Below are 19,796 nucleotides of genomic sequence, written 5' to 3' on the forward strand. Positions count from 1 at the left end.
ACAATCTCACCCGGTGCGTTCGTACCGGAACGACCCGGATGCGCCCGCGTGCGCCCCGCCGAGCAGGGGTGCAGATCGGTCCTTCCGGCCTCATGGGGTGGAAAACCGCAGCTCAGGCGCGACACTCCCGATGCGGGCCGGTGGCATGTGCCCCCGGCCCCTGCCGTCACCGAGCGCCGTCGTGCGCCCCCGCTCCGTGGCGCATCTCACGTGCCCGGAGCGTTTCCCGCCTCGTGCCAGGGGGTTGAGCCGTGTGGCCGGGGTCTCATCGGTGTCTCGATGCCGTCGTCGGACTTCACCCCGGGTGCATGTGCCATGCGAACATGGCAGACGCGCCTGACGGGCCGGCGCGTTCCGGCGGCCACCGACGGATGACGGAGTGAACGTGGACACCTCACACACCGTGCGCGACCTGACCGTGAGCGGCGGCGACCCGGCGTGCCGCCCGGTGGAGCTGTGGCGGCCCGGTCCCACGGTACCGAGAAGGGCGCTCGGCGCCCGTCTGCGCGTACTGCGCGAGGAGAGCGGGCTGACCCACACCGAGGCGGGCGCCGCGATCGGGGTGTCACGGTCGAAGATCAGCCGTCTCGAACACGGCCGCACCGGGAGCAAGCAGCGCGACGTGGAGGCCCTGCTGGCGCTCTACGGCGTGGTCGGCGAGGCCGAGCGCAGCGTGGTGCGCACCCTGGCGGAGCAGGCCAACACCCCCGGCTGGTGGCACCGTTACCTCGACCTCGTGCCCTCCTGGCTGCACGACTACCTCGGTGCCGAGCAGGCGGCGGACGTGATCCGTGGCTACGAGGTGCAGTTCGTGCCCGGCCTGCTCCAGACCCCGGCGTACGCGCGGGAGGTCGTACGGCTCGGGCACCCGGACGCGTCCGAGGACGCACTGGACCGGCACGTGGAGTTCCGGATGCGCCGGCAGGAGGTGCTCGACCGGCCGACTCCGCCGCACCTGTGGGTCGTGGTGGACGAGGCGGCGCTGCGCCGCCCCCTCGGTTCGCGGGCCGTGATGCGCGACCAGCTCGACCACCTCGCCCGGATGGCGCGGCGCCCGCACATCACCATCCAGCTCCTGCCGTTCGCCTGCGGGGGCCACCCGGCCCTGTGCGGCTCGGTGACGATGCTGCGGCTGCCCGGCGGCCAACTCCCCGACATGGTCTACCTGGAGCAGCTGACGAGCGCCGTGTACCCGGACAAGCCCGCGGACGTGCACCACTACTGGGACGTGCTCAACCGCCTGGTGGTCCAGGCCGAGCGGGCCTCCCGCACCCCCGAGCTGCTGCGCGCCCTCCGCGACGACCTCTGAGCCGGGCTTCCGCCCCGCCCTCCGCCCCGGCTGCCACGACGGCTGCCGGGGCGGCGCGGCCGTCGTGGGGGCCGGGTCTTCCGCCCCGCCCCCGGGGCGGGCATCGTGGGAGCCGATACGCACCCCCGTGAGGAAGGCCGCACGCCCCATGTCCCCGGAACGCTTCCTGCAGCCGGAGCCCGCTGACGCCGCCGTCCAGGCCCCGGCGTGGCTGTCCGACGCCGTCCTCTACCAGATCTATCCGCAGAGCTTCGCCGACTCCGACGGCGACGGGATCGGCGACTTCGCGGGCATCACCGAGCGACTGGACCATCTCGCCTGGCTCGGCGTGAACACCGTCTGGCTCAATCCCTGCTTCGCCTCGCCGTTCCGCGACGGCGGCTATGACGTGTCCGACTACCTCACCCCCGCGCCCCGCTACGGCACCGTCGACGACCTCGCCAAGCTGGTCGACGCCGCACGGCGGCGGGGCATCCGGGTGCTGCTCGACCTGGTCGCCGGGCACACCTCCGACCAGCACCCCTGGTTCCGGCACGCGCTGGAGGACCCGGCGGACCACCGCTACGTGTGGACCGAGAGCGACCCGGTACCGGCGGGCTTCGCCCCCTCGCCGGGCCCCCGGCCCGGCGCGTACCTGCCCAACTTCTTCGTCTCCCAGCCCGCGCTCAACTTCGGCTACGCGCGCACGCACCCGGACGAGCCGTGGCGTCAGCCCGTCGACGCGGAGGGGCCGCGCGCGAACCGCGCCGCGCTGCGCGAGATCATGGACCACTGGCTGGGTCTGGGACTCTCCGGGTTCCGGGTCGACATGGCCTCCTCCCTGGTGAAGGACGACCCGGAGCACCGGGAGACCGTGAAGCTGTGGCAGGAGCTGCGCGGGTGGCTGGACCGCGCCCACCCGCGCGCGGTGATCCTCAGCGAGTGGGGCGATCCGTCGGTCTCGGTCCCGGCGGGCTTCCACGGCGACTTCTTCCTCCAGTTCGGCGGCCCGTCCAACGGCCTGCCCATGCGATCGCTGTGGAGCAACGGCGGCGGTACCGTCGACACCTCCTGGGACCCGCTGAGCTGCTACTTCCACGCCGACGGCGAAGGCTCCCCGGACCGGTTCACCCATGCCTGGGAGGAAGCGGCCGCCGCCATCGGCGGCGCGGGACACATCGTGCTGCCGACCTCCAACCACGACTTCTCCCGGCTCGCGACTTCGCCGCGCACCCGCGAGGAGCTGCCGGTGGCGTTCGCCTTCCAGATGACGTGGCCGACGCTGCCCGCGATCTACTACGGCGACGAGATCGGCATGCGGTACGTGCCGGGGCTGCCCGACCACGAGGGAAGCGTCCTCGGCCCGCGGTACAACCGAGCGGGCTCCCGCACGCCCATGCAGTGGGACGACGGTGAGAACGCCGGATTCTCCACGGCACCGGCGGACGACCTGTACCTGCCGCTCGACCCGGACCCGGACCGCCCCACGGTCGCCGGGCAGCGCGCGGATGAGGATTCGCTGCTGCACCTGGTGCGCCGGCTGATCGCGCTGCGCCGGTCCACGCCGGAGCTGGGGCCCTCTGGGGCCGTGCGGGTGCTGAACACCGGCTACCCGCTGGTGTACCTGCGCGGGGAGCGCTACCTCGTGGTGGTCAACCCCCGCCGTGAGCCGGTCCGGATGCCGCTGCCCTGCATGCTGCCGCCGGGCACGACCCCGGCCGCGCTGGAGGTCTCCGGCGTGACCGTCACCCCCACCACACTCACCGCGGAGTCCTTCGCCTTCGGCGTCTTCGACCTGGGCGCCGGCACCGGCGTCTGACCGGTGCGCACGGCGACGGGCAGCCGACGGTCACAGCCGGCTGCCCGTCGCCGTCAACGGCGCTTGCCCTTCCGCTTCCCGGAGCCGTACGACGACCAGGCGCCGCGATGCAGGTGGCAGCGTGAGGCGCCCTTCATCGCCAGGTTCTGACAGTTCCCTCCATTCTTCGTCCACGCCCTGCACTTCGACTGTGTACCCATGCCGACCGCCCTTCTCGTGCCCACGACAGGTGTCACATCGTGGGCGCCGGACCCGCCGCCGGGGAGGGCGCAGACCGTGCCGTCGGGGGCGCACCCGGCGCGCGAGCGGCGCCGGATGCGCCCCCGATCGGCGGCCGACCCCGTCAGGAGAAGGTGGCGTTCCAGGTGTCCGGGCCGACGACGCCGTCGACGGTCAGACCCTTGCGGCCCTGCAGTGTGCGGCAGGCGCTCTCGGAGGCCGGCCCGTACTGGGAGTCGACGCCCAGGCTGAAGCCGTGTGCACTGTTCATCTTCGACTGCCAGGTCGCGACGCTCGGGTGGTTGAAGATCGGCGGCTGGGTGAAGTACACGCCCGGCCAGGACGGCGTGCCGCCGCCTCCGCCCGGGTTGAGCGTGCCGTCCAGCACCAGCGGATAGAGGTTGCCGGGGCAGGCGGTGGCCTTGTGGTCCTGGTGGCCGTTGACCGCGCCGGCCGCGCCGCCCTGGTTCCGCAGCCGCGTAATGGCGTGGTGGAAGGCGTCGATCAGACCGCTGGTGATGCTGTCGTAGTTCGACGAGCTGCCCCCGACGAGGCCGCACACCGCGTACCAGTTCTGGTTGCCGGAGGTGGTGCCGTTGGCGGCGGTGCGGACGTTCTCGCCGCGGCCCTCGAAGACGTAGCCGTGCACGCAGACGAGGTGGCTGTAGGCGATGTCCGACCAGCCGTTGCCGTCCATGTGGTGGTTCTGGTGCCCGCGGACCTGGCCCGCGCACGAACTGTGGCTGGACGCGGCGACCTTGCTGCCGCCCACGTGGTGGACGGTGACGCCGCCGTTCTGGGGGGTGATATTGCCGCTGGTGCTGCGCGGGGGACGCGCGCCCCACTGAGCGCGGGTGACGAAGGTGGCCATCAGCGGGTCCTCCGTCCGTGCAGCTCGCAGTCGACGCTGGCGTTCAGGGGCTCGGCGTGGGCGTTGCGCCCGTCACCGGAGGCGTAGACCGCCGCCGGGTGGTCGGGGCGGTTCACGACGGGCAGTTCACCTCTGCCGGCCACGGCGTGCGCGGGGCCGGAACAGATGACGGGGACGGCGGCGGCGCCGCCCAGCGCTGCGGCGGCGGTGAGAAAGCCCCGCCGGGTGGGTCGGGTGGTCAACGTGCCTCCTGGGGTGTGGGGGTCCGTACTCACGAGTACTGCGTGGAGAGGCGTTTGTCATGAGCACGGGCACCCCTAGCGCGGGGGTAGGGGTTTTTTGCGTATCCGTAGTTCGGCCCACCCGTATAGGTACGCCGCGCATCCGGTCGTACGTTCTCCGTGATCCGCCTCACATCCGGCAGTTCGGGGTGCGAGGTCTGGCGGTTCACCGCGGCGGCTGGGAGGCCGGCGTGGAGGCGACCGTTCCCCCACACAAGGAGATTTGACATGCTCGGAACAGTTCGAAGAGTCGCAGGCGCCGCTCTCGCCGCGGCCTTGGTGTTCATGCTCCCGGTGACCGCCAACGCGGCCGAGCCCACGGACACCCCGCCCGCCTACTCGGCGACCCTGCTCGGCGAGGAGGGCAACCTCGTCGGCGACACCCACGGGGACCACGCCCACTCCGACGCCCCGGCGCCGGCCGCCGAAGACCGCGCCGCCTTCCAGGTCCCGGCCTGGAGCTACCACATCACCGCTTCCTGCAGCGGCTACGAGAGCGCCATCCGCCAGGGCGCCAACTACTGGGGCAGCGGCACCGAGACCTCCTCCAGCGGCACCCCGGTCGAGTGCACCGGCGGCTACGTCTCCGGCTGCGGCGGCGGCAACGTGGTCGGCTGCAACTGGGGCATGGGCGACCGCATCATGCTCTCCACCATGGTGAACGACTTCGCCCTGCTCGCCGCGCACGAGTTCGGGCACAACTGGTACGGCCACTCGGCCTCCGGCTGCGCCGACTGGTCCAGCCCCTCGGCGGTGATGCGCACGACCATGTGCTGACCGGTCACCGACCGGAGAGCGCCGGCCCCCCACCGGCACTCGGCACCACGAACGGGCCGGCCGCAGCAGCGGCCGGCCCGTCCGCGTGTCCGGAAACGGCAGCGTCCGGACACCGCCCCGCGTGCGCGCACCGCGGGGTCACGGTGCCGCTTCCCCGCCTCCACCGGCCACCCGGTGGTGCTCGGCCAGCGCCTGCCGTGAATCGACGCCCAACTTCCGTATCGCACGGGCCACGTGGTGCTCCACGGTGCGGGGCGAGAGATGCAGCGTCGCCGCGATCTCCCGGTTCGTCAGGCCGGTCGCGGCCAGTTCCGCCACCTCCGCCTCACGCGGCGACATACGCTCCGCGTACGCCGGTCGTCCCGGTCGTCTGCGCTGTGCGGCTGGCTGGTGGGCCCGCAGCACGGCCCGTACCCGCGCCGCGTCCCACGCCGCGCCGAGACCGGTCAGAAGCTCCACGCACCGGGCCAGTTCCCCGCCCGCCGCCTCCGCCTGCGGACGGTTCCGCCACACGGCGCACCGCCCGGCGCCCTCGGCAGTGAGGGCCTCGGCATAGGGATGGGGCAGGCGGGCGAAGGCGGCGCTCGACTCCCGGTACAGGCGGGCGGCTTCCTCCCACGCACCGTGGCCCGGCTCCCGCCCGGCGGCTCCGGCCTCCCCGGCCGAGTACCCGACGGCGTGGCCGACGTCGAGCCCGGCGGCGTGCCCGGCGACCGTCACCGCGTGCGCCACGGCTGCGCCCTCCGCGTCCGCCTCCGCCACCACGGCCCGACACCACAGCAGCGCCGCCTCCGCCCACGGCGCGTCCCGCCCGTCCAGGCCCGCCGCGAACTCCGCCACCATCGCCCGCGCCGGCTCCCGGTGCCCCGCTCTCACGTGCGCCTCGACCGCCCAGGGCGCGAACCCCGCGGCCCACACCCACACCCCCTTGCGCCGCAGCCAGTCCCAGGACGCCGTCGCCGCCGCGGACGCGGCCTCCGTCCGCTGCCGCGCCATCAGCAGTCGGATACGCGCGCCCGCCGCCGTCGCCGCCACTGGTGCCTCGAACACCTCGGACGCCGGCGGGTCGTCGTCCGGCAGCCAGTTCTCCGCCGTGGCCCAGTCGCCCTTGGCCAGCGCGAGCAGGGCGAGCACCACCCGTGCGTCGTTGGCGATGCCGTCCTCCGCGACCAGCCCGGTGCAGCGTTCGGCCAGACCCGCCCAGCGCCCGGCGAGCCAGTCGCGGACCAGCCCGGTACCGCGCCCGACACGCTCCAGGAACGGTGCCCCGCTGTTCCGGGCCAACGCGACGCCTTCGTCCAGTAGTTCGTCGGCCCGCCGGTAGTGGCCCAGGTAGACCGCGCCGTTGGCCGTGTTGCACAGGCCGCGCGCCACCTGCTGCCGCGAGGCCCGGTCGGTGGCGTCCCGGGGAAGCCGGGCCACCAGCGGCCATGCGGCCGGATCGCCCGCGTTCATCAGCACCGTCGCCCGGCACGCGTCCACCGCCGTCACGGCGCCGTCGTCCGCCGACGCGGCGGCCGCCTCCTCGGCGCGCCGCAGCCAGCCGAGGTTCTCCTCCAGCGAGGTACCGGGGAAGAACGGATTGGCCAGCGCCGCCATCGCACGTGCCGCCAGCGCTGGACGTTCCGTCAACTCCTGTGCCGCACGACGGAGTTCGACGCGACCCTCATCGAAGCGCCGCTTCCGGTTGTGCAGCAGCAGCCCCAGCTCCAGCCGTATCTCGCCCCGGACGGCCCTCGGCAGCGCCGGGTCCTCCACGATGCCGCGCAGCGCCTGGGCGGTGCCCTCCGACCGCACCCCGAGCATCGCGCCCCGGGCGAGGGTCAGCGCCAGCCGGCCACGCCGCTCCGCGGGAACGCCCTTCTCCGCCAGCGCCTGCTCCAGCAGGGCCAGTGCCGCCGTGTCCTCGCGGACCGCCGCCTCGCCCTCGGCGAGGCGTTCGGCCGCGCGCAGCCAGTCCTCCGTACGGCCGCCTCCGCGCCAGTGGCGGGCGACCGCCGCCCACGGCGCCGGCTCGCGGGCCGCCAGCAGCGCGGCCGCCCGGTGATGCAGCCGCTCCCGCACCGGGCCGGGCAGCACCCGGTACACCGCCGAGGCGGCCAGCGGCACGGCGAAGCCGTACCTGCCCTGGCCCGTCTCGTGCAGGGCGGCACACCCGAGCGCGGCGACCAGCGCCCGGTGTCCCTCCTCTTCACCGAGCCCCGCGACGGCCGTCAGGTCCTGCACCCCGGCAGGCTCGCCCAGTACCGCCGCCGCCCAGACCACGGGGTGGTGCGGCGCGTCCAGGGCGTCGAGCTGGTCGAGCACCGCCTCCGCGAGCCGCACGGGCACGCCCGCCTCGTCCACGTCCTCGGCGGTGAAGTGGTCGCGTACGTCCGCGTGGTCGCGGCTCTCGTCAGCGTCGCGCAGCATCCGCAGCAGGTCCACCAGCACCTGCGCCACCCCGGCGGAGTCGCGCAGCAGCCGGTTCACGAACTCCTCCGGGCACCGTTCCGCGCCCAGCACGTCCCCGGCCAGCGCCCGGACCTGCGCCTCGTCCAGCGGCGGCGGCACGTACCGCAGCACCGACAGCTGCGCCGGATAGTTCGCGGCACCTCCCAGCGGCAGACCGCGCCGGGGCAGCTGTTCGGGCCGGTAGGTGAGCACGGCGGCGAACCGCTGCGGCGGTTCGCGCAGCAGCCCGCGCAGCAACCTCAGGGAGTCGTCGTCCGCGTGCTGCACGTCCTCCACGACCAGCAGCAGCGGACGTACCGCGTTCAGCGCTGCCTCCAGGGCCAGGCAGGCGGTCGCCGCCCGGTGCTCCGCGGCGGGTGGCTCGGCCACGGCCAGCGCACCGGAGGACCGGAAGCGGACGGCCAGCCGCGGCACCGTGCGCGCCTGGGGCAGTTCCAGCAGCGCCTCGATCAGGTGGCTCTTGCCGGTCCCGGCGGCCCCCTCGACGAGCAGCAGGGCCGGACTCCCGGCGTCCGCGTCGTCGGTCAGCGCCTCGGTCAGCGCCCGCTCCCACGCCCGCTCGCACATGAGAGCGCTCCTCGCTGTCGTCGGTGGGCACGTCCGGTGCCGTCGCCGCCGCCGGTCCCGATGCCACGCTGCCTATCACGCGCGGGCCCGCACGGACCAGACGTCGTACCAGGTCACCGTGCTTTCCCCCAGGGGCGCCCGACGGATCACGCGGTTCCGCTGGCGGGCCCCGCGCGGCGCCCTTACGTTGTGCGGCATGCAGAGACGCAGACCCCTCCTACGCCTGGCGGCGACGCTCCTGGCCGCCGTGACGGCCGCGAGTCTCACGGCCTGCGGCACGAACGGCGCGGACCCGCAGGCGGAGGGCGATCCGGGCGCGTCCGCGACAGCAACGGCCTCCCCGACCCCGAAGCCGCCCGAGCGGATCTGCGCGGAACTCGTCGGCTACTGGGCCAAGAGGGAACTGAGCGGGGACGGCGGCTACGGCGACTACCAGTCGCGCGGGCTGTCGGACAGCCAGAACAACATCCTGCTAGAGGTCGTGGCTGAGGCGAAGGCGGAGCGGAGGAAGAACGGCGCCGCCGCGGCGGAGAAGTTCGCCGAACGGGAGGCGAAGCGGCGCTGCGTCGTCCTCTACGAGAACGGCGGACCCACCGGCTCCTCCGACGGCTGGCCCGCGTAGCGCCCTCCGGCGGACGAAAGGGGCGCGCGCGTGGCGCGGCCCCTTTCGTCCGCCGAGACCCAGCCGGCCCCGGAGAGAGGCCCTACGCGCGGGCGCGTGCCGCGGCCGTCCTGCCGGCCAGCAGCGACCCCAGCGCCGCCACCGAGGCGGCGGCCAGGACCGCGGTGTAGCTGAACTCCGCGAGGACGCCGCCCAGCAGTCCGGCCACGCCGACGCCGATGTCGAAGAACGACGTGACCGCCCCCAGCGCGGCACCGCGCTCGTTCTCCGGGGCGGCGTCGATGGTGATGAGGGCCAGCGCCGGGTACAGCAGCGTGAAGCCGCCGCCCGCGATCAGCGCGCCGAGCGCCGCGACCCACAGCGAGGGCGCGAACGCGATCAGGGCGAGGCCCGCCGCCTCCACGAGGGCCGAGATCAGCACCACCCGCAACGCGCCCACCCGGTCCGGGATGCGCCCGGCGAGCACGCGGACCGTGACGTACGCGGCGCCGAACGCGGACACCAGGACCGAACCGTCGGCGATGTCGCGGGCGGTCATCGCCAGTGCCCCGAAGCTCACCAGCACGCCGTAGCCGAACGAGCCGCACAGCAGGGAGACGCCGGGCAGCACCGCGGCGCGCGGCAGCAGCTTCGCGGACACCTGCGCGCCGCGTGCGATGCGGTCGGTCAGGAGGCACACCACGGCGAACGCGACCGCGGGCAGCACGGCCACCGCGATCCACACCGCCGTGAACGAACCGGCCCGGTAGACCACTTCGCCGAGGATCGGGCCGACGGCGAACCCGGTCCACATGGCGAGGCCGTAGAAGCCGACGATCTGGGCGCGCCGGTCCTGCGGGGCGAGACCGACCGTCCACAGCGAGCCCGCCATGAACAGCAGGGCCTCGCCGAGACCCAGCAGGAACCTGCCGGTCCACAGTCCGGCCAACCCCAGCGGCAGCGCGTACACGCCCGCGACCATCGTGATGACCAGCGCGCCGAGCATCATGACCTTGCGGCAGCCGTACTGCTGCGCGAGCCGGCCCGCGTACGGGCGTACCAGCAGTGCCGTCACGCCGGAGACGGCGAAGGTGACGCCCACCTCGAAGGCGGAGCCGCCGAGTTCGCCGGTGACCAGCCGGGGGACGACCGGGATCACCATGCCGACGGCGGTGAACGTGCACAGCAGTGCGCAGACCAGTCCGACGAAGGTGCCCACCCAGGGCTGCTTCGGGCCCGGCTGCGCGGCGGAGCCCGTACCCGCCGCGCCTGCCGCCGCGCCCGTGCTCTTCGCGGTGTCAGCCATGTCGGACGCCCCCCTCCGGCACGACGTGGAAGAAGTGGGTGGGCAGCTGGACCGCGACGCCCTCGTACACCTCGGCGCACACGGCGGTGCCGGGCCGGTCGAAGGTGCCGGCCGGGGGCTGGGCCACCTTCATCACGGACCGGCCGGACTCCAGCAGCCGGGCGGCCATGGAGAAGTCGCCGACCAGCGCGCAGCCGGGTGCGACGTGCCGGTTGCGGCAGATCTTGACCTTCTCGCGCGCGAGGTCGTCGAGCACGCTGCCGGAGCCGACCAGTTTCCCGTAGTAGTCGACCGGGTTGACGACCATGGCGTGTCCGGTGCCGCCGGTCTGCTCGATCTCGTCGAATGCGGCGAGCAGCCCGGAGACGTACGAGCCGCGGTAGGGCAGTTCGGCCACGTCGGGGTGGTCCACCACGTCCAGGGTGAGGGCGCGGTTCTCGGCGGTGCCGAGCCGCACCATCAGGCGGCGGTCGATGAACTGGACCAGGCTCTCGGGGTGTTCGGCCAGGCCGTCGGGTATCTGCACCCAGCCGGTGATGGGCCGCAGCCGGTACTCGGCGAGGTCGAAGCGGAACGCGGCCTCGCGCAGCGCCGCCGCGGTCCCGGGCTGGTACGGGCGGGTCTCGAACCAGCCGCGGACGGTGTCCCCGGCGACCCGCTGGTGTTTGAAGAGGTTGCGGGTGGTCAGGCGCGGCCGGTCCTCGACGGGCTGGAAGGCGTCGCTGAGCGTGTAGTCGAACCACACCTCCGCCTCCGGGCCGTGGTCGAGGTAGGCGCGGGCGAACCGCTCGCCCGGGGACAGGGCAGTCGCCTTCGGGTCGGTCTCCTGCACGGTGGTCATGTGCATCGTCCTCACGGTCGTCTCAGGTGGTGGTCAGGGCGTGCTCGACGAGCCGCTCGTAGTAGGGCAGGTGGTGGGCGTGGAAGGCGCGCAGCCGCGGGTCGTCGTGCACGGAGGCCGCGAACTCCTTGACCGGGGCGCGGAAGCCGGAGCTGGCGATGGCGTCGAGGTGCCAGCGGCGGTTCTGTTCCCACTCGGGGCGTTCGCCGGGCTGCCATTGCATCGCCTCGGGCCGGAACGGCAGCCCGACGTGCGCGCAGTACGCCCGTACGACCGCCGGCGGGTCGGCGAGCAGCGACTCGGCGGTGAACACCAGGGGGCGTTCGCCGGTCGTCTTCCACAGGTGGGTGAAGAGCCGCCACTGGTGTTCGTAGCCGATCTCCGCGCAGGCCAGCGAGGGCTTGACGGCGTGGTGCGAGGCGATGGTGCGGGCGGGTTCGCGGACGATGAAGGTGTGCCGGAAGGCGGCCACGTCCTCGGGGTGGTCGAAGAGGTGGGCGTACCGGTACTCCAGGGTGTCCTTGAAGAACACCGGCCCGTGCGCGCCGAGTTCGGCCAGATGCCGGTACAACTCGCCGGGCGCGCGCACGGTCGTCGGACCCGCGCCGCCCGGCGGCGCGGGCAGCCGCGTCTCGCCGTGGTCGGTGAGCAGGACCATCGGCTCGTGGACGACCGTGACGTCGCCGCGTTCCATCATCATCCGGACGAACGCGGTGGACACGGCACGCGGGTGCGCCCAGAGAGCGATGACGGTCACATCGACCACGCGGTCGGCTGCCGGTCCCAGCGGTGCGCGCGCAGCTCCTCCCGCAGCGCCGGGTCGAGCGGACGCCCGTCCGAGACGCCGAGGTTGGCGGTGACGTGCGCGGAGCGGCGCATGCCGGGGATGACGGTGGAGACGGCCGGGTGGTCGAGGATGAAGCGCAGCGACAGCTCCGGCAGGCTCATGCCCTCGGGCAGCAGCTTGGCCAGCGCCTCCGCGCGGTCCACGGTCGGGCCGAGGTTCTCCGGGCCGAAGTAGACCGCGCGCCAGTCGTCCTCGGGGAAGACGGTGTCGCGGGAAAGCCTTCCGGTGAGGCCGCCCTCGTCGAAGGGGACGCGGGCGATGATGCCGATGTCGTCGCGCTGCGCCCGGGCGAACAGTTCGTCCTCGGGAGCCTGGTCGAAGAGGTTGTAGATGACCTGCACGACGTCGACCAGACCGGTGTCGATCGCGCGCAGGACGTTGGCCGGCTCCCAGCGGTTGACGCTGATCCCGAAGCCGTCGATGAGGCCGTCGGCCTTGAGTTCGGACACAACGCGTTGCCAGCGCTCGTCGTCGGCCCAACGGTCCTCCCACACGTGGAACTGGAGCAGGTCGATGCGCTCGACGCCCAGATTCTCCAGGCTCTTGTGGACGTACTCGCGGATGTGGCCGGGCGGGAAGGCGTCGTCCAGTGTGTCGCCGGGGCGCGGCGGCCACTCGCGGTTGAGCGGCGGCACCTTGGTGGCGATGCGCAGCCGCTCGCCGGGGTGGCGGCGCAGCAGGTCGCCGAGCATCCGCTCGCTGACGCCGCGGCCATAGACCCAGGCGGTGTCGAAGAACGTGCAGCCCTGTTCCACGGCCTGGTCCAGGCAGGCGGGCGCGGTGTCGTAGTCCCAGCCGGTGAAGCCGCCGGGGCCGCCGCCGATGCCCCACATGCCGTAGCCGATCTCGCTGACCTGCCAGCCGAGCCGGCCCATCGTCCTCTGTCGCACGGTCGTTCCTTTCGAGCGGTGGTGTGGCCTCTGGGGTTCCGGAGGCCGGTGTTTCAGGAGTGGAGGGAAGGGAGTTCGGTGAGGGTTCGCACGTAGGCCGCGACCGCTGCGGCCTGCGGCTGCGCAGGGAGGTCCGGGGCGTCGCCGGAGCCGTTCCGGGCGGGATCGTCGCTCAAGCCGTGCCGGGCGGCGAGGGCGTCGGCGGCGTCGGTGGTGAACAGCGCGGGGTTGTCCACCAGAAGGCCGGTCAGCAGTCGTTCCGCCTCCGCGTCCGTCGGGGTGCCGGTGGTGTCCTCGGCGGCCAGGTGGCGCCGGGCCGTGAGTATGCCGTGCAGGAGCGGGAGGGGGGAGCCGGGCTCGTCCTCGTCGTCCGCCGCCGCCTCGGCGACCGCGGCGAGGAACGCGCCGGGCGGCACGCTGCGGGCCGGTGCCCCCTCCGTCACCGGCAGTTCGGCGAAGTCCACGCTCTCGCGCCGGAGGACGTGCAGCGCGCCAGGGCCGGTGCAGGGGTCCTCGCCGAGAGCGGCGATCAGCGTCGCGGCGACCTCGTCCACCGGTGAGTAGTCGGAGCGCATGGGCACACCGGGCCGCAGCCCGAGACGGCGGAACGCGGCCAGCAGCAGGTGGGTGAGCGCTTTGGCGTTGGGCGCGCCGTTGTCCGCGGCCGGCATCACCTCGCCCAGCCGGTACACGCGGGCCGGCATTCCTGCCGCACGCGCGGCCAGCACCAGGCGTTCGGCCACCCACTTGGACCGGCTGTAGCCGCCGGCCGGGCGCAGGGCCGCCGCCGGGTCGAAGTCCTCGGGCACCGGGGCGTCCTGCCGGGCCGCGTGCCGGTCGAGAACGCCGAGCGTGGAGACGTGGTGGAAGGTCTTGCGGCGCCCGGTGAGGGCGAACCGCAGCGCCTCCACCGTGCCCAGGACGTTGGCGGGGCGGTGCGCGCGGTAGTCGAAGAGGAAGTTCACGAGCGCTCCGACGTGCAGCACGGTGTCGCACTCCGCGGCGTGCGCCTCCCACTCCGCCGTGCGCCAGCCGAAGCGCTGCTCACCCAGGTCGCCCGCCCGCACCTCCAGACGGTGCGCGAACTGCTCATCCCAGAGGTCGAGTTCGCGTAGCGTCCGGATCAGCCGGTGCCGGGCGGCGGCGTCGTCAGGGGCGCGTACGACGGCCAGCGCGCGGGCGTCGGTGGCGCTCAGCAGGCGGTGCACCGCGCGGGAGCCGACGAACCCGCAGGCGCCGGTGACCAGCACCGTTCCGGGGCCGGCGGGGGACACGGGCGCGGTGCGCGAGGCTGCCGCCGGACGTGCCGCTGCGTCGGCGAGGCCGGGCGGCAGCACCGCGTCCCGTTCCATCAGGGCGTGGTCGTCGGCTCCCGGCCCGGCCACCGCGCGGGCACGTTCGGCGAGAGCGTCGGCCAGCGCCTGCGGGGTGCGGTGGGCGTACAGGTCGGCCACGCCCGCCTGGAGCGCGAGGTGTTCGCGGATCCGCATCACCACCCCGAGTGCGGCCAGCGAGTCGCCGCCGCGGGCCACGAAGTCCTCGTGCACGCCGAAGCCGGGAAGGTCCAGGGCCCGGCCCATCAGGTGGGCGATCCGCTCGGCGGGCGGCACGTCCGCGCCCTCCGCCAGGTCCACGTCCCATACCGCCGGGAGGGCGCCGGGGCCGTCGTCCAGTTTCTCCTCCACCAGTGTCCGCAGCGCCGCGAGGTCCACCTTGCCGTTGTCGGTCAGCGGCAGCGTCTGCAGCACCAGGCAGTGGTGCGGCACGTGAATGCGGGGGAGCGAGGCGAGGAGGTGCGCCCGCAGCGCGTCCGTGGTCGTGCCGTCCTCGCCGGCGACGGCCACGGCGAGCCGGGTGCGGCCGTTGCGGCGCAGGACCAGGGCCTTGGCCTGGATGACGCCGGGGCAGCCCTCGGCGCAGGTCTCGACCTCGCCCAGCTCGACGCGGACGCCGGCCACCTTGGCCTGCCGGTCGCGGCGACCGGCGAAGCGGAGCAGCCCGTCGCCGGTGAACCGGCCGAGGTCGCCGGTCCGGTACAGCCGCGGACCGGGCACGTCCCCCAGGGGGTTGCGGACGAACGCCTCGGCGGTGCGGGCCGGGTCGCCCAGGTAGCCGGCGCCGAGGCAGGCGCCGCCGATGACGATCTCGCCGATGTCGCCGGCCGGGACCGGGCGGAGGTCCTCGTCGACGACGGCGGCGTAGCAGTTGTCGATCGGCGTGCCGAGCGGGATGCGGTCGCCGTCGGCGTCGGTCACCCGGTGGAAGACCATGCCGATGGACGCCTCCGAGGGACCGTAGCCGTTGGTGATCTCCAGTCCGGGGAGCAGGGCGCGCAGGCGGTGCACGGCATGCGGGATGATCTCTTCGCCGCCCACCACGAGGTGCCGCAGCGACGCGACGCGCCGCAGCTGCGCGGGATCGGCGTCGAGGAGGGCGACCAGCATGCCGAGCGTCGCCGGGACGAAGTCGGTGACGGTGACCTGCTCGGAGCCGACGGCCTGCACGATGTGCTCCAGGTCCAGGAACTCGCCCTGGTCCGGGATGGCGGTGCGGCCGCCGGTCGTCAGCGGCCACAGCAGCTGCCAGATCGCCGAGTCGAACGTGTGGCGGCTGTTCTGCAGCACCACCTCCTCGCCGGTGGCCGAGAAGTAGGCGGACATGAAGCGGAAGCGGTTCGCGAGCCCGCCGTGCACGTTCAGCGCGCACTTCGGGGTGCCCGTCGAGCCGGAGGTGAACACCCCGTAGGCGGGCAGGTCGGCCGGCAGCGGGACCTCCGGGCGGCGCGGGGTGGGCCGGATGGCGTCCACCGACACCGGCCGGGCGTCGCGTCCGCCGCAGGTCTCGGGCCCGGCGGTGAGCACCGTGCGCGGTTCGAGGGCGGTGAAGATCGTCCGCAGCCGTTCCTCCGGCCACGCCGGGTCGCAGAGCAGGAACGCGGCACCCAGCTTCATCACCGCGACCATACAGACGGGCAGTTCGAGGCTGTTGCCGAGCACGACAGGCACCGCGTCGCGGTGGCGCACCCCCGCTGCACGGAGTTCGGCGGCGAGCCCGTTGGCCAGTTCGTCGAAGCTCCGGTAGGTCAGGCTGCGGGACACCGGGCCGAGGTGCGTGACGGCGCGCCGCTCGGGCGTGCGCCGGGCCTGGTCCTCGATCAGGGTGACGACGGACGCGTACGGTCCGTGGTCGACGTGGCGGCCCGCGACGCGGGGAGCGGTGTGGGTGGCGTCCATCCGTCATCTCTCTTGCCAGAGGGGGAACCGAGGGGCGTGCGTGCTGCTGCGGTGGTGTGGACGGTCAGCGGACGGGCGCCGCCAGGGACCGGCCGGGCGCGAGTGCGGGAGTCAGGGGCGCCGTCGCGGCCGGCGGGGTGTTTCCGGCGGCCAGCGCGGCGAGCAGTGCGCCGACGGCCGGGGCGGTCTGGATGCCGTAGCCGCCGAGTCCCGCGAGCCAGAAGAACCCGGGTGCGGCAGGGTCCTCGCCGAGCACCGGGGTGTCGTCGACGACGGATGTCCGCAGTCCGGCCCAGGTGTGGCCGACCCCGCGGATGCGCAGGTCCACGGCGGCGTGGAACCGTTCGACGGCGATGGCCACGTCCAGGTCGTCGGCGCGCACCCGCCCCGCCGGGTCCGCCACGGGGGTGCTGTCGCACGGCGAGAGCAGCAGGCCGCCCGCCTCGGGCTTGGCGTAGAAGGTGTCGGCGACGTCGGTGACCATCGGCCATGCGGACGGCCCGGGATCGCCGGGCGGATCGGGGAGCGTCACCAGCGCGGCCGTGCGACGGGTGCTGCGCAGGCCCGCGGGCGCCACGCCCGCCGTCTGCGCGACCCGGTCCGCCCAGGCCCCGGCCGCGTTCACCAGCACCGGAGCGGCGTACACGGCCTCGTGCGGCCCGCCGGTGCGCACGTGCCAGAGCCCGCCGACGCGGGTCGACTCCCGTACGGGTGCCCGCGTCACGACGCGGCCGCCGCCCGCCCGCAGGCCGCGCAGGAAGAGCTGGTGGGTGGCGTCCACGTCGATGTCGCAGGCACCGGGCTTGTACAGCACCCGGTCGAACGCGTCCCGCCTCAGGACCGGGCAGAGCCGCTGCGCCTCGTCGGGTGTCAGTTCTACCACCGGGCGTTCGGCCAGGGCGCCCGCCGCGTGGGCCTGTGCGAACGCGTCGGCCGTGTCCGGCGATCCGAGCGCGAGGACTCCGCGGGGGCGCAGCAGCGGTGTGGTGCCCGTGCCGTGGGAGGCGTAGAACGCGCGGGAGGCCGTGGTCAGGGTGCGGACCGCCGGGCCGCCGAAGTACTCGGAGTACAGCGCCGCCGAACGCCCTGTTGCGTGCATGCCAACCGAGGCTTCGGCCTCCAGCAGGGTGACCCGCCCGGAGGCGCTCAGGAAATAGGCGGCCGCCGCCCCGGCGATGCCGCCCCCGACGACCAGGAAGTCGCTGCTGTCACTCACGCCGGCCACCCGGTTCCACCCGTCGCCCAGGCCAACTCCACCTGGGTGCCTGTCAACTGAGCCTGTCAATTGAGCGGGGAGTGTAGGAGAGACGTTCGGGTGTGGCATAGATCTCGCACGCGAGTCCCGGGTTTCTACCGGACGCTCCCGGAACGGCCCGCGCCCGGGCCCCTCCGTGTGCTGTGCTGACCGGCTCTCCCGGACCTGCCCGGCCCACTCGGGTGACATCCACTGGAACGGGCGGCTTCACCCGCCGGCGTGGCGGACTTCTTTCTCGCCGCCGGTCACACGCCGCCGGTCGACCGCCCGGCGGGCCCGGCCATCTCGCGGGCCGCTGCCAGTGCCAGGTGCCACGGATACTCCTGAGGGCGCGCCTCGCCGGGAGCCTTCGGCACGAAGCCGTCCTTCCCGCCATAGAGCATGCGCACGCCCGCCCCGCGCAGGGTCTCGACGCTGCGCCCGAACTGCGGGTGCGTCGCGTACGCCGCGTTGACGCACGGCAGCACCGCCAGCGGCCACCGCTTGCCGACCGCCTCGGCGACGTACGCGGCCACGAAGTCCGGGGTGAGGCCGAGCGCGTAGGTGTTGACGCCGTTGAGCGTCGCCGGCGCCACCACGGCCACGTCCGCGTCCGGCCACAGCGCCGTCTCGTCCGGGCGGCGCAGTGCGCTGCGCACCGGACGTCCCGTCAGTTCGGCCAGTCCGTCGACCTCGTCCGCCAGCCAGCCCCGCGCCGTGGGCGTCAGCCCGAGGCACACCTCCCACCCGGCGCGCTGTGCCTCCCGCACCACGTCCGCCACGCCCAGCACGGGCGGAGCCGCACACCCCAGCAGATAGAGCACCTTCGCGTCCATCGGCCCACCCCACCACACCCGAGCAGCGCGCCGAGAACCGTCATGAAAAGCTGACGAACTATGAGTGACTCTCCGCACGTACCCGGTGACGCGGACGACAGAATGCTGCTCGCCCAGTTACGCCTCGACCCCTCCCACGACGACGCGTGGCGCCTCCTCACCGCCACCGCCCGGGACTTCGCCGCCCAGCCGCAGGCGGACGGCGACACCTGCTGGGTGCAGAGCACCCGCGGCTCCGACGGCGTCGTGACCGTCGGCTACCCCGAGTACAGCGCCCGCGTGCAGCGTGCCTGCCGGGCCCTCTCCGACGTCGGCGCTGTCACCCCGGCCTACTCCTGGATGCAGCGACGTCCTCCGGCCCTCCCCGACGACGGCACGCCACCCGGCGCCGCCGACGCCGTCCGCCTCGCCACCACGATCATCCGCGGCGAACGCTTCTGCGACGGCACCATCGGGCAGGCCGTCGAACGCGGCACCCTCCAGGCCGTCCTCACCTCCCTGGCCGCCTGGTACGACGCCCGCCGGTCCGCATAGGCGGCCCGCACGCAGCGGCGGGTGCGGCGGCCCGTGGTCCGGGTCGTGGCAAGTGTCACGCCTTCGCCGCTTCCCGCAGGGGGGCGCCGCCGGGCCCTGGTGAGTCCGGCGGAAGCCCCCTAGCCTGCTGCGGCACTCGTCAACCCCCCAACGGGAAGGGCCCCTTCGCATGCGATCCGGCAGATCCGTCCCCCTCGGCGCCACCGTGCTCACCGTGCTGACCGCGTTCCTCCTCGCCCTGCTGCCCGCCACCCGCGCCGACGCCCTCCCGGCCTGGCCGTCCGTCAGCCAGGGCGCTTCCGGCACGGACACCAGGACCGCGCAGTACCTGCTGCGCCACCACGGCCACGGCATCGCCGCCGACGGCCAGTTCGGCCCCAACACCCGGTCGGCCGTCGTCGGCTTCCAGAACGCGCGCGGGCTCACCGCCGACGGCGTGATCGGCTCACAGACCTGGCCGCACCTGATCGTCTCCGTGCGGCAGGGCGCCACCGGCGACGCGGTGCGCGCCGCCCAGACCCAGCTCAACGCGTACGTCCACGGCATCGCCGTGGACGGTCAGTTCGGCCCGGCCACCGACGCCGCCGTCCGCGCGTACCAGAGCGCCCACGGCCTCGCCGCCGACGGCCTCGTCGGCCCGCAGACCTGGCAGAGCCTCATCGGCGGCGGCGACGGCGGGGGCAACCCGTCCGGCTACGCCCTCCCGCTCGACCGCAGCGCCGCCGGCCGCGCCGACTACGCCGCCTCGCACTGGAACGGCAACCCGGCCGTCGACCTGATCGTGAACTACGTCCCGACGTACGCGATCCGCGGCGGCGTCGTCGACCACTACGACTCCTCGTCCTGCGGCATCGGCATCCGCCTCCTCCAGTCCGACGGCTCCCGCTTCGTCTACTGCCACCTCTCCGCCCGCTCCGTCGGCGACGGCGCCCAGGTCTCCGCCGGGGCCCGGCTCGGCACCACCGGCGACACCGGCAACTCGGGCGCCCCGCACCTGCACGTCGAGATCCGCACCGCGGACGGCGTCGCCCGCTGCCCGCAGACCTACCTCACCGCCATCTACGACGGCCACACCCCGCCGGGGCTCTACACCCTCCCCACCTCCGGCTGCACCGCCTGATCCGCACGAGCTCACGGAAAGGGGGTGGGTGGACGCGCGTCCTGCGCGTCCACCCACCCCCTTTGGTGTCAGCCGTTC

16 protein-coding genes are annotated in these 19,796 nt (G+C 74.0%); 6 read left to right on the forward strand and 10 right to left on the reverse strand.

Features of this window, described 5'->3' with window-relative positions:
* Positions 1–385 precede the first annotated feature (385 nt).
* Positions 386–1,309, forward strand: coding sequence for a helix-turn-helix transcriptional regulator (locus tag E4198_RS15515; protein ID WP_247597699.1), 924 nt, complete (start codon positions 386–388; stop codon positions 1,307–1,309).
* 148 nt (positions 1,310–1,457) lie between these two features.
* On the forward strand, positions 1,458–3,107 hold the full coding sequence (locus E4198_RS15520; RefSeq protein ID WP_136183674.1) for an alpha-amylase family glycosyl hydrolase: 1,650 nt from the start codon (positions 1,458–1,460) through the stop codon (positions 3,105–3,107).
* A gap of 343 nt (positions 3,108–3,450) precedes the next feature.
* Here E4198_RS15520 and E4198_RS15525 read toward each other — a convergent pair whose 3' ends face one another.
* Together E4198_RS15525 and E4198_RS15530 are read right to left on the reverse strand one after the other, a co-directional pair.
* On the reverse strand, positions 3,451–4,197 hold the full coding sequence (locus E4198_RS15525; protein WP_136183675.1) for a peptidoglycan-binding domain-containing protein: 747 nt from the start codon (positions 4,195–4,197) through the stop codon (positions 3,451–3,453).
* Positions 4,197–4,439, reverse strand: coding sequence for a twin-arginine translocation signal domain-containing protein (locus E4198_RS15530; RefSeq protein ID WP_136183676.1), 243 nt, complete (start codon positions 4,437–4,439; stop codon positions 4,197–4,199). The genes E4198_RS15525 and E4198_RS15530 overlap by 1 nt, the downstream gene beginning before the upstream one ends.
* A gap of 267 nt (positions 4,440–4,706) precedes the next feature.
* Here E4198_RS15530 and E4198_RS15535 point away from each other — a divergent pair, with 267 nt between their 5' ends.
* A complete protein-coding gene (locus E4198_RS15535; RefSeq protein ID WP_136183677.1) occupies positions 4,707–5,255 on the forward strand; it encodes a hypothetical protein in 549 nt (182 codons plus the stop codon).
* A gap of 138 nt (positions 5,256–5,393) precedes the next feature.
* Here the strand turns inward: E4198_RS15535 and E4198_RS25725 are convergent, their stop codons facing one another.
* Positions 5,394–8,276: a LuxR C-terminal-related transcriptional regulator gene (locus E4198_RS25725; protein WP_136183678.1), complete on the reverse strand. Its 2,883-nt coding sequence runs from the start codon at positions 8,274–8,276 to the stop codon at positions 5,394–5,396.
* 196 nt (positions 8,277–8,472) lie between these two features.
* Between E4198_RS25725 and E4198_RS15545 the strand changes: the two genes are divergently transcribed.
* Complete coding sequence (locus E4198_RS15545) at positions 8,473–8,898, forward strand: hypothetical protein (protein ID WP_136183679.1); 426 nt, start codon at positions 8,473–8,475, stop codon at positions 8,896–8,898.
* Positions 8,899–8,980: 82 nt separating this feature from the next.
* Here E4198_RS15545 and E4198_RS15550 read toward each other — a convergent pair whose 3' ends face one another.
* The 7 genes from E4198_RS15550 to E4198_RS15580 all read right to left on the reverse strand — a co-directional run bounded on the left by E4198_RS15550 (position 8,981) and on the right by E4198_RS15580 (position 18,064).
* Positions 8,981–10,183 carry an MFS transporter gene (locus tag E4198_RS15550; protein ID WP_136183680.1) on the reverse strand — a complete coding sequence of 401 codons (1,203 nt, stop codon included), beginning with the start codon at positions 10,181–10,183 and terminating at the stop codon, positions 8,981–8,983.
* Positions 10,176–11,024, reverse strand: a complete 849-nt coding sequence (locus E4198_RS15555; RefSeq protein WP_136183681.1) for a family 3 encapsulin nanocompartment shell protein — start codon at positions 11,022–11,024, stop codon at positions 10,176–10,178. Before E4198_RS15555 ends, E4198_RS15550 begins: the two co-directional genes overlap by 8 nt.
* A 22-nt stretch (positions 11,025–11,046) precedes the next feature.
* Entirely contained in the window at positions 11,047–11,781 is a 735-nt protein-coding gene (locus tag E4198_RS15560; RefSeq protein ID WP_136183682.1) for a sulfotransferase family protein, read from the reverse strand.
* The gene (locus E4198_RS15565; RefSeq protein ID WP_136183683.1) at positions 11,778–12,761 is read right to left on the reverse strand and encodes an aldo/keto reductase; all 984 of its coding nucleotides are present in this window, start codon (positions 12,759–12,761) and stop codon (positions 11,778–11,780) included. The genes E4198_RS15560 and E4198_RS15565 overlap by 4 nt, the downstream gene beginning before the upstream one ends.
* Before the next feature lie 53 nt (positions 12,762–12,814).
* A complete protein-coding gene (locus E4198_RS15570; RefSeq protein WP_136183684.1) occupies positions 12,815–15,994 on the reverse strand; it encodes an amino acid adenylation domain-containing protein in 3,180 nt (1,059 codons plus the stop codon).
* Between the two features lie 64 nt (positions 15,995–16,058).
* Positions 16,059–17,210 (reverse strand): FAD-binding oxidoreductase, encoded by a 1,152-nt coding sequence (locus E4198_RS15575; protein WP_168711447.1) that lies wholly within the window; start codon positions 17,208–17,210, stop codon positions 16,059–16,061.
* A gap of 284 nt (positions 17,211–17,494) precedes the next feature.
* Positions 17,495–18,064 carry a flavoprotein gene (locus E4198_RS15580; RefSeq protein WP_136183686.1) on the reverse strand — a complete coding sequence of 190 codons (570 nt, stop codon included), beginning with the start codon at positions 18,062–18,064 and terminating at the stop codon, positions 17,495–17,497.
* A gap of 60 nt (positions 18,065–18,124) precedes the next feature.
* Here E4198_RS15580 and E4198_RS15585 point away from each other — a divergent pair, with 60 nt between their 5' ends.
* Entirely contained in the window at positions 18,125–18,598 is a 474-nt protein-coding gene (locus E4198_RS15585; RefSeq protein ID WP_136183687.1) for a DUF6508 domain-containing protein, read from the forward strand.
* Between the two features lie 169 nt (positions 18,599–18,767).
* On the forward strand, positions 18,768–19,718 hold the full coding sequence (locus tag E4198_RS15590; protein WP_136183688.1) for a peptidoglycan-binding protein: 951 nt from the start codon (positions 18,768–18,770) through the stop codon (positions 19,716–19,718).
* The last annotated feature ends 78 nt before the right edge of the window (positions 19,719–19,796 follow it).

The organism is Streptomyces sp. RKND-216, assembly GCF_004795255.1.
In the GTDB taxonomy this organism is placed as follows: Bacteria; Actinomycetota; Actinomycetes; order Streptomycetales; family Streptomycetaceae; genus Streptomyces; species Streptomyces hazeniae.